This window comes from Citrobacter sp. TBCP-5362 (assembly GCF_005406305.1).
GTDB lineage: Bacteria > Pseudomonadota > Gammaproteobacteria > Enterobacterales > Enterobacteriaceae > Citrobacter_B > Citrobacter_B koseri.
Genome location: NZ_CP040234.1, coordinates 1213813 through 1229065, shown reverse-complemented (window position 1 = coordinate 1229065; position 15253 = coordinate 1213813). Strand labels below are relative to the sequence as shown.

9 protein-coding genes are annotated in these 15253 nt (G+C 56.6%); all 9 read right to left on the bottom strand.

Features of this window, described 5'->3' with window-relative positions; all coding sequences use genetic code 11:
* Positions 1-111 precede the first annotated feature (111 nt).
* A complete protein-coding gene (gene bamB / locus FD428_RS05960; protein WP_047462014.1) occupies positions 112-1290 on the bottom strand; it encodes an outer membrane protein assembly factor BamB in 1179 nt (392 codons plus the stop codon).
* A 10-nt stretch (positions 1291-1300) separates the two neighbouring features.
* Entirely contained in the window at positions 1301-1921 is a 621-nt protein-coding gene (locus tag FD428_RS05955; RefSeq protein ID WP_012131267.1) for a YfgM family protein, read from the bottom strand.
* A 13-nt stretch (positions 1922-1934) separates the two neighbouring features.
* Positions 1935-3209 carry a histidine--tRNA ligase gene (gene hisS / locus FD428_RS05950; protein ID WP_024130119.1) on the bottom strand — a complete coding sequence of 425 codons (1275 nt, stop codon included), beginning with the start codon at positions 3207-3209 and terminating at the stop codon, positions 1935-1937.
* Between the two features lie 109 nt (positions 3210-3318).
* Complete coding sequence (ispG, locus tag FD428_RS05945; RefSeq protein ID WP_012131265.1) at positions 3319-4437, bottom strand: flavodoxin-dependent (E)-4-hydroxy-3-methylbut-2-enyl-diphosphate synthase; 1119 nt, start codon at positions 4435-4437, stop codon at positions 3319-3321.
* Positions 4438-4463: 26 nt separating this feature from the next.
* Complete coding sequence (rodZ, locus tag FD428_RS05940; RefSeq protein WP_012131264.1) at positions 4464-5477, bottom strand: cytoskeleton protein RodZ; 1014 nt, start codon at positions 5475-5477, stop codon at positions 4464-4466.
* A 290-nt stretch (positions 5478-5767) separates the two neighbouring features.
* On the bottom strand, positions 5768-6934 hold the full coding sequence (locus FD428_RS05935; protein WP_012131263.1) for a bifunctional tRNA (adenosine(37)-C2)-methyltransferase TrmG/ribosomal RNA large subunit methyltransferase RlmN: 1167 nt from the start codon (positions 6932-6934) through the stop codon (positions 5768-5770).
* 285 nt (positions 6935-7219) lie between these two features.
* Complete coding sequence (gene ndk / locus FD428_RS05930; protein WP_012131261.1) at positions 7220-7651, bottom strand: nucleoside-diphosphate kinase; 432 nt, start codon at positions 7649-7651, stop codon at positions 7220-7222.
* A gap of 148 nt (positions 7652-7799) precedes the next feature.
* Positions 7800-10112 (bottom strand): peptidoglycan glycosyltransferase PbpC, encoded by a 2313-nt coding sequence (pbpC, locus tag FD428_RS05925; RefSeq protein ID WP_114848605.1) that lies wholly within the window; start codon positions 10110-10112, stop codon positions 7800-7802.
* Positions 10113-15047, bottom strand: coding sequence for an alpha-2-macroglobulin (locus tag FD428_RS05920; RefSeq protein WP_114848604.1), 4935 nt, complete (start codon positions 15045-15047; stop codon positions 10113-10115). It abuts the gene before it with no gap.
* Positions 15048-15253: the final 206 nt, after the last annotated feature.

Here is a 15253-nt window from a genome sequence, read left to right as displayed (position 1 = left end):
GCCTCATTTAAAAAATCATCAAACAACGCGCGCGATTTTTGCGCCGTTGTTAAAAACAGTAAAACGGCCCCTGCACCAGGAGCCGTTTTTCAAAGCGTGCGGCCGTGACGATTAACGCGTAATAGAGTACAGCGTACCGTCTTTCGCCTGGATCAGCAGTTTGCCATCGGCAGAGACCGGTTCGGTCAGGAAGCCGGAGCTATCCACTTTTTGCTGAGCCACAAAACGACCGTCCTCAACGTTAATCCAGTGCATATAGCCTTCGCTATCGCCTACCACCAGATTGCCATTATACAGCGCAGGCGATGTCAGCAGGCGGTGCAGCAGATCGCTTTGCGTCCACAGCGTCACGCCGCCGTCGGTGGTCAATGCCAGAATACGGTCGTTCTGATCCACCAGGTAGATACGATCGCCGTCAACGATGAAATCATTCACCGAGCCCAGCTCACGTTTCCACATAATCTGACCACTGCGCAGATCCAGCGCCGTCAGGTTACCATTATAAGCCAGCGCGTAAACGACGCCATTGACGATAACCGGCGTGGTATCGACATCGCTCAGACGGTCGATTTCAGTCGAACCGGTCGCCTGGGAAATACGCTGTTGCCAAATCATCTGGCCCTGCTGCATCAGCACGGCGCTGACGCGACCGTTATCACCACCCACAATGGCGGCGCCATACGCGGTAGCCGGAGCGGACTCACCGCGCAGCGAAAGCGACGGCATGTCGAGGTTCACGGTCCATTTGATCGCGCCGTCCGCCTCATTCAGCGCCTGCAACTGACCGTTGCTGGTATGAATAAGCACCAGGCCATCGCTGACAACCGGGCGAGATAACGCTTCACCGGCGACTTTCGTCTGCCATGCCGTCGTACCGTCAGCCGCGTTCAACGCATAAACCTGCGCTTTTTCGCTGCCAATATAGACATGGCCGCCGGAGACCGTTACGCCGCCAGACAGCAACGCAGGCGCTCTGGAGAACCAGCCGTCTTTCTCCGCCAGGTTCACGGACCAGACTTCTTTCCCGTCATCCGCGTTTACCGCTTTTACGGTGCCTTTACGGTCAGCCGCGTAGACCACGTTATCGGCATACGCCGGGTGCAGGTTGGAATAGAACTCGCCGATACCGCTACCTACAGACGTACTCCATGCGGTAGACGGCGTAAACTGGTTTTCCACCGTCGGCAACGGGGACATTTTGACAACATCTTCTTCGCCACTAAACAGTGAACAACCGCTCAATAACGTAACAGAAAGCAGTCCTGGCAGAAGTAATTTACGCAATTGCATCGGGTCCCTCTCAGATGGACAAATTATTGATTTTCATCTGCATCATTTCACTCAGCGCCGGGCTGGCATCGCTTTTCACGCCTGCTTCCCATGCGCTGCGCGCGCCTTGTTTATCGCCTTTGCTCAACAACGCTTCGCCACGCAGATCGGCGACAATCGCAGCCCATCCTTCACCTTTTACGGTATCGAGCGTTTTCAGCGCGGTATCGGCCTGCTTGAGCTGCACCTGAACGCGGGCAAGACGCAGATTAATCACCGCTTTGAGGTTCTCATCGCTGGTGGCCGCCAGTCCTTGCTGTAGCTGGGCTGCGGCTTTCTCAAGTTCATTTTGATCAACAAACTGCTGCGCCAGTTCCATAGAAGCTAACGCGCCGTAGGTATTTTTATTCTCCGTGGCGAATTTCTCCGCAGCGGAGATGCTATCCGGTTTGCCCGCGCTCACCGCGGTCACCGCATTTTGATATGCCAGAGAAGCAGAGCGTGCGGACTCCGTCTGATGACTGGTCCAGTAGCGCCAACCGAGCAGCGCGCCAACCCCTAAAATCACCCCAACAGCCAGCGCTTTGCCATTTTCAGCAAAGAAGCGTTTAATCGCATCAACCTGGTCGTTTTCGTTCTCGTAAATTTCCACGCTGTCCTTCTCCTTAACCCAATAACGTGCGCAAATGTGCGGTCACACTATCCTGTGCGACTGCCGTTTGCTCACCAGAGCGCAAATCCTTCACTACAACGGTGCCGTCAGCCACTTCGGACTCACCCAGCACCAGTGCAACGCGGGCGCCCCATTTATCGGCACGGGCAAACTGTTTCTTAAAGTTGCCGCCGCCGTGGTTAGTCATCAGTTTCACGCCCGGATTTTCATCACGCAGGCGCTCCGCCAGTGTCATCGCCGCAGACTGCGTATCCGCGCCTGAGGCTACCAGGTATATATCGACAACAGGATCGGCATTAAATTCCAGATTAACTGCCTGAACTAACAAAACAAGTCGTTCCAGACCCATCGCAAAGCCCACCGCCGGGGTTGCGCGACCGCCAAGTTGCTCCACCAGACCGTCATAACGACCGCCGGCGCACACCGTGCCCTGAGACCCCAGACTGTTGGTTACCCATTCAAATACGGTGCGGTTGTAGTAATCAAGGCCGCGAACCAGACGCTGGTTGACGGTGTAAGCGATACCCGCCGCTTCCAGCAGTTTGCACAGACCGGCAAAGTGCTCGCGGGAGTCGTCATCCAGATAGTCGCCCAGAGCAGGCGCATCGTTGAGCAGCGCCTGAACGTCCGGGTTCTTGGAATCCAGCACGCGCAGCGGGTTGGTATACATGCGGCGTTTGCAGTCTTCGTCCAGCTTCTCTTTATGCTGTTCAAGGTATGCCACCAGCGCATCACGATAGTTGGCGCGCGCGTCAAGCGAACCGATGGAGTTCAGCTCCAGATTCACATGTTCAGCAATACCCAACGCACGCCACCAGCGCGCGGTCAGCAGAATCAGCTCCGCATCAATATCCGGCCCTTGCAGACCGAAGGCTTCGACACCCAACTGATGGAACTGACGATAACGCCCTTTCTGCGGACGCTCGTGGCGGAACATCGGCCCGATATACCACAAGCGCTGTTCCTGATTGTACAGGAGACCATGTTCGATACCGGCGCGTACGCAACCCGCCGTCCCTTCAGGACGCAACGTCAGGCTGTCGCCATTACGATCCTCAAAGGTGTACATCTCTTTTTCAACCACGTCAGTGACTTCACCGATAGCGCGTTTGAATAACGGGGTCTGCTCTACAATCGGCAAACGGATTTCACTGTAACCGTAGCTGCCGAGCACGTTTTTGAGTGTGCCTTCAATGCGCTGCCAGATGGCGGTTTCGCCAGGCAGATAATCGTTCATGCCGCGAATGGCTTGAATGTTTTTTGCCACGTTTATTCTCTTTCTGAATATAAAAATGAACCCTCAGCGCTTCCCAAACGATACGGGAGCCATGCGGGTTCAATCATACACGGGAAGCGCGCCGCTTCCCATCGCGTTATTATTTTTCAACCTGCTGCACGTCGATTCGACGCGCTTCGTCCATAATGCTGGCCTTCGCGCGGATACGGGCTTCAAGCTGCGTAATCATATCATCGTTGTCGAGTCTGTCTTTACGCACGCCGTCTTCATACAGGCCACTTTTTTTGTTGCCGCCCGTTACGCCCAGCGTCGAAACCAGCGCTTCGCCCGGCCCGTTCACCACACAGCCGATGATGGAAACGTCCATTGGCGTGATGATGTCTTCAAGGCGTTGTTCCAGCGCGTTGACCGTGCCGATGACGTCGAACTCCTGACGGGAACAGGTTGGGCAAGCGATAAAGTTGATCCCACGCGCACGAATGCGCAGCGATTTCAGAATATCGAAGCCCACTTTAATTTCTTCTACCGGATCGGCCGCCAGAGAGACGCGCAGCGTATCGCCAATGCCTTCCGACAGCAGTAAACCGAGGCCAATTGCCGATTTCACCGCGCCGCTGCGCGCGCCGCCCGCTTCGGTGATCCCAAGATGCAACGGTTGTTCGATCTGTTTCGCCAACAGACGATAGGATTCTACCGCGAGGAAAACATCCGAGGCTTTCACGCTGACTTTAAACTGATCGAAGTTCAGGCGATCGAGATGATCCACATGGCGCATCGCCGATTCCAGCAGCGCCTGCGGCGTCGGCTCACCGTATTTTTCCTGTAGATCTTTTTCCAGCGATCCGGCGTTTACGCCGATACGGATAGGGATATTTTTATCGCGAGCGCAGTCGACAACGGTACGAATACGCTCTTCGTTACCGATGTTGCCTGGGTTGATTCGCAGGCAATCCACGCCATATTCCGCCACTTTCAGCGCAATGCGATAGTCGAAGTGGATATCAGCAACCAGCGGGACATTAACCTGCTGCTTGATCAGTTTAAACGCCTCTGCGGCATCCATTGTCGGCACGGAGACGCGGACGATATCCGCGCCAACACGCTCCAGCGCTTTAATTTGATTGACCGTCGCTTCCACATCCGTCGTGCGCGTATTGGTCATTGACTGTACGGCGATGGGGGCACCATCGCCAATCGGCACATTCCCAACGTAAATACGTTTCGATTTTCTACGTTGAATTGGAGCCTGGTTATGCATGAAAAATCTCCCGCGTTGCCCGTCTGTTACTGCGCCGGTGATTGTTCGGCATTAAGGGTCAGACGCGCAACCTGGTTAGTTCTGATAAAACGGCTCAGATCGACAGGTTTTCCTTGATACTGGATCTGTACCGCAGCCGGGGCGCCAATTTTAAGCTTATAAGGCGCCTGACCGGTTAGGTTTAAATTGCCATCTTTACGCTGCATTCCGCTAAACAGTTTTTTCCCTGTCGCATCGGTGACTTCCAGCCAGCAATCGGCGGTAAAGTTCATCACCAGCGCGTTCTGATCGACCGCTGACGTAGCCACGCCCGCCTGATCGGTCGGCAATGACGCCGTATCACCCGTCGCGGCAGGCGCCGTGGTTGCGGTATCCACATTCGCCTGAGAAGGCGCAACGACCGCATTCTGCTGAGCGTCTGCGGCAGGCGCCGTGGTCGTCGCGGACGCATCCGGCGTCTGCGGCACGGCGTTTGTCGCCGTAGAGTCAACAGGCGCAGTTGGCGCTGGCGTCGAATCCTGGCTTGCGGCTTCGCTGGTGTCCAGCGGTACGCTCTGGGCGCTATCGCCGCCAGCATTCAGTTCAGCAGAGGATTGATCGACCATCGTGGTGAGTTCTTCCTGCTGCGCCTTATGGTTTTGCCACCACCAGGCCCCCGTCAGGCCAACCACCACAAACAGCACCAGCCAGGTGAACGTCATCAACCAGCCATCGCGCTTTTTACGACGCTTACCTAAAGAGAAACTCTGCATTGGCGCGACTTTGGAAGGACGAACCGGCGCCTGTTTTTCCAGACCGGGCAGCAGTTCTTCTTCAGGGATGTGCACCAGACGCGCATAAGAGCGGATATACCCGCGCAGAAACGTTGAAGCGAGATCGGCCGGGGCCTTATCTTCTTCAATATCGCGTACCGTGGAAACCTTCAGGCAAAGTCGCTCTGCAACCGCCTGCTGGCTGAGTCCGAGTTGTTCACGGGCATTGCGCAGACGAACGCCGGTGGATTGTGCTTCATTTTGGTCGTGCGTGGCTTCAGTATTCATTCGCTACAGCTGCTGGTACGTAAATTGGGGTTCAGGCGCCGGTGAGACACAATGCCCACCCGCACCGCGAAACATCTGGTCAGTTAACCTTAGTTGGACAGTATAAGACTGTCAGGCTACTTATGACAAAACAGCTTAATCCTTAAGGCTAAACTATTGTTGCACCGCTACATACTGCCCTAAAGTTGACAAAAACGCACCGTTAATATTGACCAGATAAGTACAACTTGAGGCATCATTCAACCAACATTGCGCCACTGTACACAAAACACACAATGGCGCAAGCCGTATCAGACCGCCTTAATGTCGATAGCCTCACCTTGCATACGCTTACGCAGAGTACGTTTGGTACGGTCAATCACATCCCCGGCAAGCTGACCACAAGCGGCATCAATATCGTCGCCGCGTGTTTTACGCACAATGGTCGTGAAACCATAGCTCATCAACACCTTAGAAAAACGATCGATGCGGCTGTTGGAACTCCGGCCATACGGCGCGCCCGGGAACGGGTTCCACGGAATCAGGTTAATCTTACACGGCGTATCTTTCAGCAGTTCCGCCAGCTGATGCGCATGTTCCGTTCCATCGTTGATGTGGTCCAGCATGACGTATTCAATTGTGACGCGTCCCTGATTCGCATTGGATTTCTGCAAATAACGGCGAACCGCGTCGAGGAACGTTTCGATGTTGTACTTTCTGTTGATCGGTACAATTTCATCGCGAATTTCATCGTTCGGCGCATGCAAAGAGATCGCCAGCGCAACGTCAATCATGTCGCCCAGTTTATCCAGAGCCGGAACAACGCCTGACGTCGACAGCGTAACGCGGCGTTTAGACAGACCGAAACCGAAATCATCCAGCATGATTTCCATCGCCGGTACAACGTTGGTCAGGTTCAGCAGCGGTTCACCCATGCCCATCATCACCACGTTGGTGATCGGACGTTGCCCGGTGACTTTCGCCGCGCCGACAATTTTCGCCGCACGCCACACCTGGCCGATAATTTCAGAGACGCGCAGGTTACGGTTAAAGCCCTGCTGCGCAGTTGAGCAGAATTTACACTCCAGCGCGCAACCAACCTGCGAAGAGACGCACAGCGTGGCGCGATCGTCTTCCGGGATGTAGACCGTTTCCACGCGCTGATCGCCAACGGCAATCGCCCATTTGATGGTGCCATCTGAAGAACGCTGTTCTTCCACCACCTCTGGCGCGCGGATTTCCGCCACCTCTTTCAGTTTGCCACGTAACACTTTGTTGATGTCGGTCATCTCATCAAAGTTATCGCTGCAATAGTGGTACATCCACTTCATCACCTGATCGGCGCGGAAGGGTTTTTCACCTAATTCTTTAAAAAACTCCCGCATCTGCTGACGGTTCAGATCCAGCAGGTTAATTTTTCCATTTTTATCAGGAACAACCGGGGTGATGATTTCAGACGTGACAATTTGTTCAGACATATTCTATTCCGGCCTCGTTATTACACGTTATGGCCCCTGGAGGGTTGAAAAAAGAAGCGCCCCAGTGAGCGGTGCTCGTCCTGGGGCGCTGCATTGTACAAATTCTATCGCAAGGATGCCACGCCTGCGCGGAACATTAGCGAAAATAATGTGTAAAGGCAGAGCAGCGTCGTAGACCTGATAAGTCGTAGGCCGGATAAGCGTCAGCGCCATCCGGCATTGCGCGACTGCCTGATGGCGACGCAGATGCGTCTTATCCGGCCTACATACTACATCACTGATTTATTAACGAGTGCGCGGGCACACTTCGCCTTCACCAAAGAAATAGGCGATTTCACGCTGAGCGGATTCCAGAGAATCTGAACCGTGGGTGCCGTTTTCGGTGAAGCTGTCCGCGTAGTCGGCACGCAGGGTGCCCGCCAGCGCGTTAGCCGGGTTGGTTGCACCCAGCAGGTCGCGGTGACGCTGCACGGCATTTTCGCTTTCCAGTACGGAAACCACGATCGGGCCAGAGGTCATGAACTCGACCAGACCGTCGAAGAACGGCTTACCATCGTGCTCGGCATAGAAACCGCGCGCCTGCTCAACGGTCAGGTGCAGCATTTTCGTACCGACAATTTTGAACCCTGCTGCTTCAAAGCGCGCAAAGATGTTGCCAATAACGTTTTTTGCCACCGCATTTGGTTTGATGATGGAAAAAGTACGTTCAATCGCCATGATTACCTCTGTAATGTGTTCTGCTGTTGTATATATGCTTGTACGACCTGGCGCGGATTATAAAGAGCATCCGGGTTATTGCCTATGGATGAAGGTAACATTTTTTTAAAATAAGATGAGTATTAGCAACAAACTATTGCTATCAGGTCTATTGCAGAGTAAATCGCAGCGCAGAAATCTGTCCAGCAGCATCCATAACCAGTAATTGATACTCGCCTTTTTCGGCAAGATGTAACGTAATATTCCGCTCGCGTTCTCCCAACGGCTCACCATTGAGGAACCACCAGCGCGCCCCCGCGCCACCACTGCTCTGAATCGATAAATCCACCCCGGAAGCGCCGGGTAACCGTTTCACTATCGCGTCATCACGCACGCCCGTTAACTGTAGAGGTAAAGGCGCATCCTGCCCCAGCGGCGGGCAGGTCGTCGAAGCCGTCGGCAGTCGCGCAGCGCGGCGTTCAGCAGCGGGCAACCAGGGCTCCAGCGGCAACGGCCAGACAATCAACGTCTGCTCCCGCGCCTGAGCACAATCGGCGGCGACGCGTTTTCCGTCATTATCCAGCCAGACAGGAAAACGAATGCCGCTAATCCCTTCCTGTTCAGGTAACAGCAGCGTCGGCGGTTGGCTGTTCTCCAGCAGCCAGGTCGCCAGTCGACGGCGGCAGTTATTGTCTCCCGCCGAAAGCGCCTGTCCGCCCGGCCAGCAGATAACGCCCCGGCTCACCGACGCCGGACGCGGATCTTCAGGCTGCGTCGCGGCGCGCGCCATCAGCATATTATTCACCTGATTAAGCAGCGGCACCGCGCTGGCAAAACCAAACTGTCCGGCAACGGGTGTGCCGTCGGGCCTGCCCGTCCAGATGCCAGTCACATAGCGGGAGCTAACGCCTATCGCCCATGCGTCGCGATAGCCATAGCTGGTGCCGGTTTTCCAGGCGAGCGGCACTACGCGCGGCAGGGCGCTATCCGGTAACGGCTGCGCTTCATCGGCCATCACCCGCCGGATGATCCACGCCGCGCCCGGCGACATCAGCGGACGCTCCTGCAACGAATCCCCTGGCTGCAAGCGCAATGTTGCCGCCTTGCCATGACGGGCGAACGCGCTGTATGCCGCCACCATCTCGTCAAGCCTTGCGCCCGCGCCGCCCAGAATCAGGGAAAGATTAGGGGCCGCGCCCGCAGGCAGATACAGCGGCAGGCCAACGTTACGCAGTTTTGCCGCAAAACGTTTTGGGCCATATGCTTCCAGCACCTGTACCGCAGGCAAATTTAACGAACGCACCAGCGCTTCGCTCATGCTGACGGGGCCATGAAACCCGCTGTCAAAGTTTCCCGGACGATAATCGCCGGTACGGCGCGGCACATCCTGTAACAACGAGGCGGGATGGATCAACCCGTCATCCAGCGCCAGCCCATAGACAAAGGGTTTAAGCACCGATCCCGGCGATCGGATTGCAGTGACCATATCCACATGACCAAAACGACTGTCATCATTCATATCCACCGATCCAACCCAACCACGCACGCTCATATCGGTATGATCGACAACGATCATCGCCAGCGAACTGCGCGCCGGAAGCCGTCCCTTCCAGTTTTGCGCCAGCTCTTCAAGCTGACGCTGCAACCCGGCATCCAGCGTAGTGACGATTTTGTCACTGTTGCTTTTGCCCAGCATCATGCGTGAGAACAGCGGCGCCAGTTGCGGCATTTGTCGGGGCGCCAGCCAGACGGGTTCTTCGCGGGCCTCCTGAACATGCCGGGCCGACCATACGCCCTGCGCCGCCATCCGCTCCAGCACTTTATTGCGCGCCGCTTGCGCGCGTTCCGGCCAGCGATCGGGACGCAAACGGCTCGGCGCCTGCGGTAAAACCGCCAGCAACGCCGCTTCCGAATAGCTCAGTTGCGCCGGTGGTTTACCCAGATAAGCCCAACTGGCGGCGCCGATGCCCTGCAACGTTCCGCCAAACGGCGCACGGTTCAGATACAACGTCAGAATATCGCGCTTGGACAGGTGCCACTCCAGCTGGAGCGCGCGCCAGAGCTGGCGAAATTTACCGCCAAAGGTTCGCGGATGCGGGTCCAGCAGTCGCGCCACCTGCATGGTCAACGTACTGCCGCCGGAAATCACGCGTCCTGACGACAGATCCTGCCAGGCGGCACGCAGTACCGAAAACGGATTCACGCCCGGATGCCGCCAGAACCAGCGGTCCTCGTAATTGATTAACGCGTCAAGATAGCGGGGAGAAACGTCTTCAATCGTCACGGGATAGCGCCAGATCCCCTCAGCATCGGCAAAGCGCCACAGCGGTGTGCCGTCATGCGCCACCACCACCCGTGCCGGATTGACCTCATGCAGCGGCAGCGGCCAGATTTTGTCCGCCATCCAGACTGCCAGAATCATCAGAAATGGAGCGATGGCCAGCCAGCGCCAGCCACCGCGTAGACTGCGCAGGACGATCATTTATGGCGTGACAATCAAAAGCCCCTCGGTTGATCCCGTCGCCCGCCACTGTGGAACATACATTGACTCCACCTGCGGGACAGGAACCTGATAGGTTCCCGGCGTCACCGCGCGCGCCAGATACACCAGCGTCACCGGCTGCCCCTGGTTAACCGCCACCGCCGCGACAAAGCGATCGTCACGGAATTCCATATGCTGAATATCCGCCTGCTGCATCTGATTTAACAGGTTTTGCACTTCACTGCCGCTGTCCTGCAGGCTGGCGCTGCTGTTTGCCAGGTTCTGGTTTTCCAGCTCCAGACCGGCAGGCAGCAGGTCGACCACCAGCGCGTCTGGCACGTTTTGACTCGCTTTCACTTCGAGCCAGACCAGCACCAGTTCACCGCTGCGCAGGGAACTGAGCGATTTACTCTGACCATCGGTTCCCAGAATCTGGCGCTCGATGTGCAACACATTGCTGGCAGGTACGGGCGCCGTTTGCGGGTATCCGCTGCTGTCCAGACGCAGCCACAGCGGTTGGTCGCCGCTGTTGGTCACCTGCAACGCGGAAAGCCGATCGGCATCCAGATTACGCGTTTGCGCTTTATCGCCCGTCAACGGCTGGTCAGCGAGCGAGGTCTGCGTCTGCCATGTCCCCGGCAGATCCTGTAACGTGCGCGCAGCAAGGAACAGCGCATTACTCTCCTGCGTCGAAAGCCAGCGCTGACCAAATGCCTGTTCAGAAAGCGTCGTCAGCAGCGTATTTTGCGCCTCGGGTTGCAGTTTATTTTCTTCCAGCAGCGACAGCATAAGCGCGTTATCACGCAACGGGCTACCGTAATCCGCCATCCATTGCTGCGCGTCACGGCGCGGCGTGTTCAGCGCCAGCATCAGCGCCTGTTCACTGCGGCTGGCATCGCCCATATTTTTCAGCGCAATGCCCAGTTGCAGAAGCGGCAAGCCCGACGCGGCCTGGCTCCGGCGTTCCCAGATTTCACGCAGCGCGCCAAGCGGCGCTTTTTGCTGACGCGCCAGCACCAGTCCCGCATACGCCTGAACAGCAAATTTGCTGGCCTGGGTATCGTCGCTATAGCGAACCGACATCATGCCCGGGTCCTGCAAATAGCGCAGCAGGCGTTCATTTCCCCGGTTAATCGCATCGGCCGGAACGCTGTACCCTTGCTCGCCAGCACGCACGAGGAAATCCATCGCGTATGCGGTAAGCCAGTATTCTTCCGGCCCGTTGTTATCCCACAGGGCAAAACCGCCGTTATCACGCTGCATTTGCAGCATCCGGGAGATCCCCGTGTCGACTGCCGCACGGCGTTTTTCATCAGTATCGCCCGCGATCCCCAACGCCTTCAGTTGCGCCGCGTTGGTATAGAGCGACGGGAACAGGCCGCTGGCGGTTTGTTCCAGACAACCATACGGATAAGCCTTCAGCTCCCGAATATAACGCGCCAGGTTCAGCGACGGTTTGCCGCTAAGCAACAGCTGCCCCTGCAACGTTACCGGCGAGAAGTTCTCCAGATTTTGGGCGGGCGCATGCCAGGTTTCCCCCGCCTGAAGCACCGTTCCGCTATTTACCGTCTGCGCAGGCCAGGCCGGACGGATGCCAATTTTCCACTGCTTATGCTGAGCGGGAAGCGTCTCGCCAGGCAGGTTCAGGCCGGTCAGCGTGGCCTGCAATTCTCCCTCGCCAAACCCTTCTTTTGCGCGTACCGGGATAAACAAGGTCGTACGCACGCCCGGCGCCAGGTTTACCGGAGCAGGTTGCTGACTCACCAGTTCCAGTAACCCACTGGCGGCGAGTTCAATCGTCAACGTCTGCGGTTTGTCTGTCAGGTTAGTGACATCCAGCGTCAGGCGCGAAGTATCGCCGCCCGCCATAAAGCGCGGCTGATTCAGCTCCGCAATCACCGGAGCGGCAACAATCACCTTGCTTTCACTGCTGCCGAAGTCCTCTGCCGTCCATGCCTGGGCCATAACGCGTAACTCGCCGTTAAAATCACCAATCGGCAACGTAACGGAACCTTCGCCCTGCTCATTGAGCGTAACCGGCAACGCCTGCTGCGCCACGATGTTGACATGGTTGACCGGCGGTTTGCCGCCGCGTTTGAGTTCATCGCCGTCGCCGCCAAAACGCAGCGTCGCCAGACGTCCCTGCCCTTCAATCACCTGACCGTAGATATCATAAATATCCGCGCCATAGCGTTTTTGCCCGAAGAATGCCTGCCACGGATCTGGCGTAACGTAATCGGTGATATTCAACACTCCGCTGTCCACCGCAGAGAGCAGTACGTTGATCTGTTTTGGCGTTTCGCCATGTTTAGCGCTGGCTTTGACGTTCACCGTCAGCGGCTGGTTTGGACGCATTTTAGCCGGGCTTTCCAGCGTCAGATCCAGACGACGATTTTCATCCCCCAACGGCAGGTGCAGCAGCCCAACCGCGCGTTTCGGCGTCGCTGAACGCGACTTATCGCCCGGACGCACGACCAGCGCGCTCAGGTAGAGATCGTGTCGATTCCAGGCTTTATCGACGGGAATCGACAGGTCGAGGCCCTCGGCAGGTACATCTATTTCCTGCCACCAGAGCGGGCCGTCGCTTGATTCCACCATCGCGTAGCCTTTACCCGCCACCGGCGCGGCGACATGCAGTTTGATGGTGTCCCCAGGACGATAGGTGGGTTTATCCAGCTTCAGGGTGACGCGATCCGGGCGCGCCGCGCCGCTGCCGTCGCTGTTATCCTGCCAGCTGTAACCTGCCCAGAAGCGCACGCTGCTGATCGCATCGTTCGGGGCTTTCACTTCGAGACGATACGATCCCCAGTCAACCGGGAAGCTCACCTTGCCCGTTTCATCGGCGCTGAGATCCAGCGTCTGCTCCCCTTCAACCAGATCTTTTTGATCAAACTGCGACTGCCAGCCTTCGCTTTCCGACCAGTTCCAGTAGTAATCGCGCCGTTCACGGATCAAACGAACCTGCAAACCCGAAGCGGCTTTTTTATTGCCTTGCGCATCGGCGTAGACAATATCAAAGGCGGCGTTCCCGCCCTCATCCACGATGGGTTGGTTAACCGTGGCGTCAGTACGATAGTCATACACCGCTTTAGAGGCGAATTGCGGACGAATACCCGGCAAGGTATCGGCAGGCCAGATAGCCTGTTCCGCACGGCGAGTGACCGGGCGACCACCTGATTCCAGCAGGCTTGCCTGTAGGATCACCTGTAACGGCGAATGCGCTTCCTGCCACTGGCTGTTGGCGGAGACGTCGCCACGGCCATTTTCATCCAGCGTAAGCTGGACTTCGTCCAGACTGCGGGAAAGGTTTTCTTCTGCAATATCGCCAAACTGGAAGCCCGGCAGCGCCTGTACCGCTTCACGCTGCGGGCGCAGGAAGAGTTGCCCCTGTAACGTGTTGCCATTGGCAGGCGCTCCGTACAGGTAGTAACCAACAACGGAGAACGTCACCTCTTCCGACGGGGCTAACGGCGTTTTCTGCGCGCTGAGATTAAGCGCCATTCGCTCCGGCATAAAATCTTCGACATGGAAATCCCACATCCGGGGCTGGTTATCGCCCGTGTTCGCGCGGATGTGCCACATGCCGGTTGGCGCACCGCTATCCAGCGGATACGTAAAGCGGTATAACCCGTTTTCAGGCTGGCTGACAACGGTGCGCAGTACCTGACCGTCCGGCTTTACCACTTCCAGTTTGACGGGCTGATCGGGCAAGGTTTTACCGTCGCTGTCGCGCAGCAGTCCGTTGAGGATAACCGTTTCCCCAGGACGATACAGATCGCGCGGGCCGAACATAAAGAACTGCTTGCTGTAGCCCGGCGCGCCCGCAATCGCGAACTCCGCCAGATCCAGCGCGGGCAGTTGCAGATCCAGCAGCGTGGTTTGTCCGTCTTTTCGCGCCAGCAACAGCGCCGCCTGCTGACTATTTTCCAGCTGTACATGCCCCTGCGCATCGCTGGCGGCTTGCGCCAGCGTCTGACCTTTCTCATCAAGCAGAGCAACCTCAACCCCCTGCTGCGCTGCGCCGTTTTCCAGACTCTGCGTAAAGATATCAAGACGATTGTGATAACGGTGGGCGGAAACGCCAATGTCGCTGAGGGTAAAGAGCGTGGCAGGATTACTGTAGTTGTAATGTCCGGCCTGATTCATTACCGCAATGTACACGCCCGCCTGTTGCAGGGGCTTAATGTCACTCAGCGGCAGCAGGCGTTTTTCACGCGTATTACGCGCAGGATTGAGATCAAAACGCCCGGTATAGACCAGATCCGCCATTTTGAGCAGGTTGTCAGATTCCCAGTTCGAAAGAGCATTACGGTATTCCCACTGGCTGACGAATGCCGCCAGCGACTCAGGCTTCACGCGAAAGAAGTTTACATCCACCTCGTTCACGTTCAGCGCCATGACCGGCAAGCCTTCCACCACTTTTCCCGGCAGCAGCGAGCCACGGCTGGCAAAGCCGACGCTCGGCTGAACGTCTCGCGTGGTAATGGTTTTTTCATACGCGCGGCCAAAAGCGGCTTTATTCAGCGCCGTTAAATCACGTTCAACGGACACCACCAGATCGCGGTTGGGTTCCAGGTGGCGCAAGCGCAGCTCTTTCAGATTCGGCGACAGCTCCCAGGCGCCATCAACCTTGCCGCTTTTTTTATCGACCACATGTACGGTGCGGGCAAAATCTTGTTCAGGATCTAACGGAATGGAGAACGTCAGCACCAGCGTCGCCGCGCCGTCCAACTGGACTTCGGAGGCGTCCAGCAGCGTCAGTTCTTTACCTTCGCTCTGTTGCGCCAGCTTTTGCAGTTGTGCCGAATCTTTCGTCGGAGCGGATTGCGCGGCGGGCGTCTCATCGTTTTTCACCGCCGTTGGCGCGTTATCATTGTTATCGCACCCCGCCAACGCCAGCATAAGCATGCAAGCGGCTACGCGTATGTGTTTCATTCTTTCATCCCTGGCCACAGTGGCCCGTTAGCAACGTAGAGTAACTATTATGCGTGAGATTTCCCGTTGTGAAAGCCAGTATTCGTTATATAAGTTCTGATTTTTTCATCAGAAATGTGGTTTCACCAGCCAAATCAGCCTCTTTTACTTGTCCCTTTGCGGTAAACGTCCGACAATTTGGCATTATTATGGCAAAAGATGGAGAC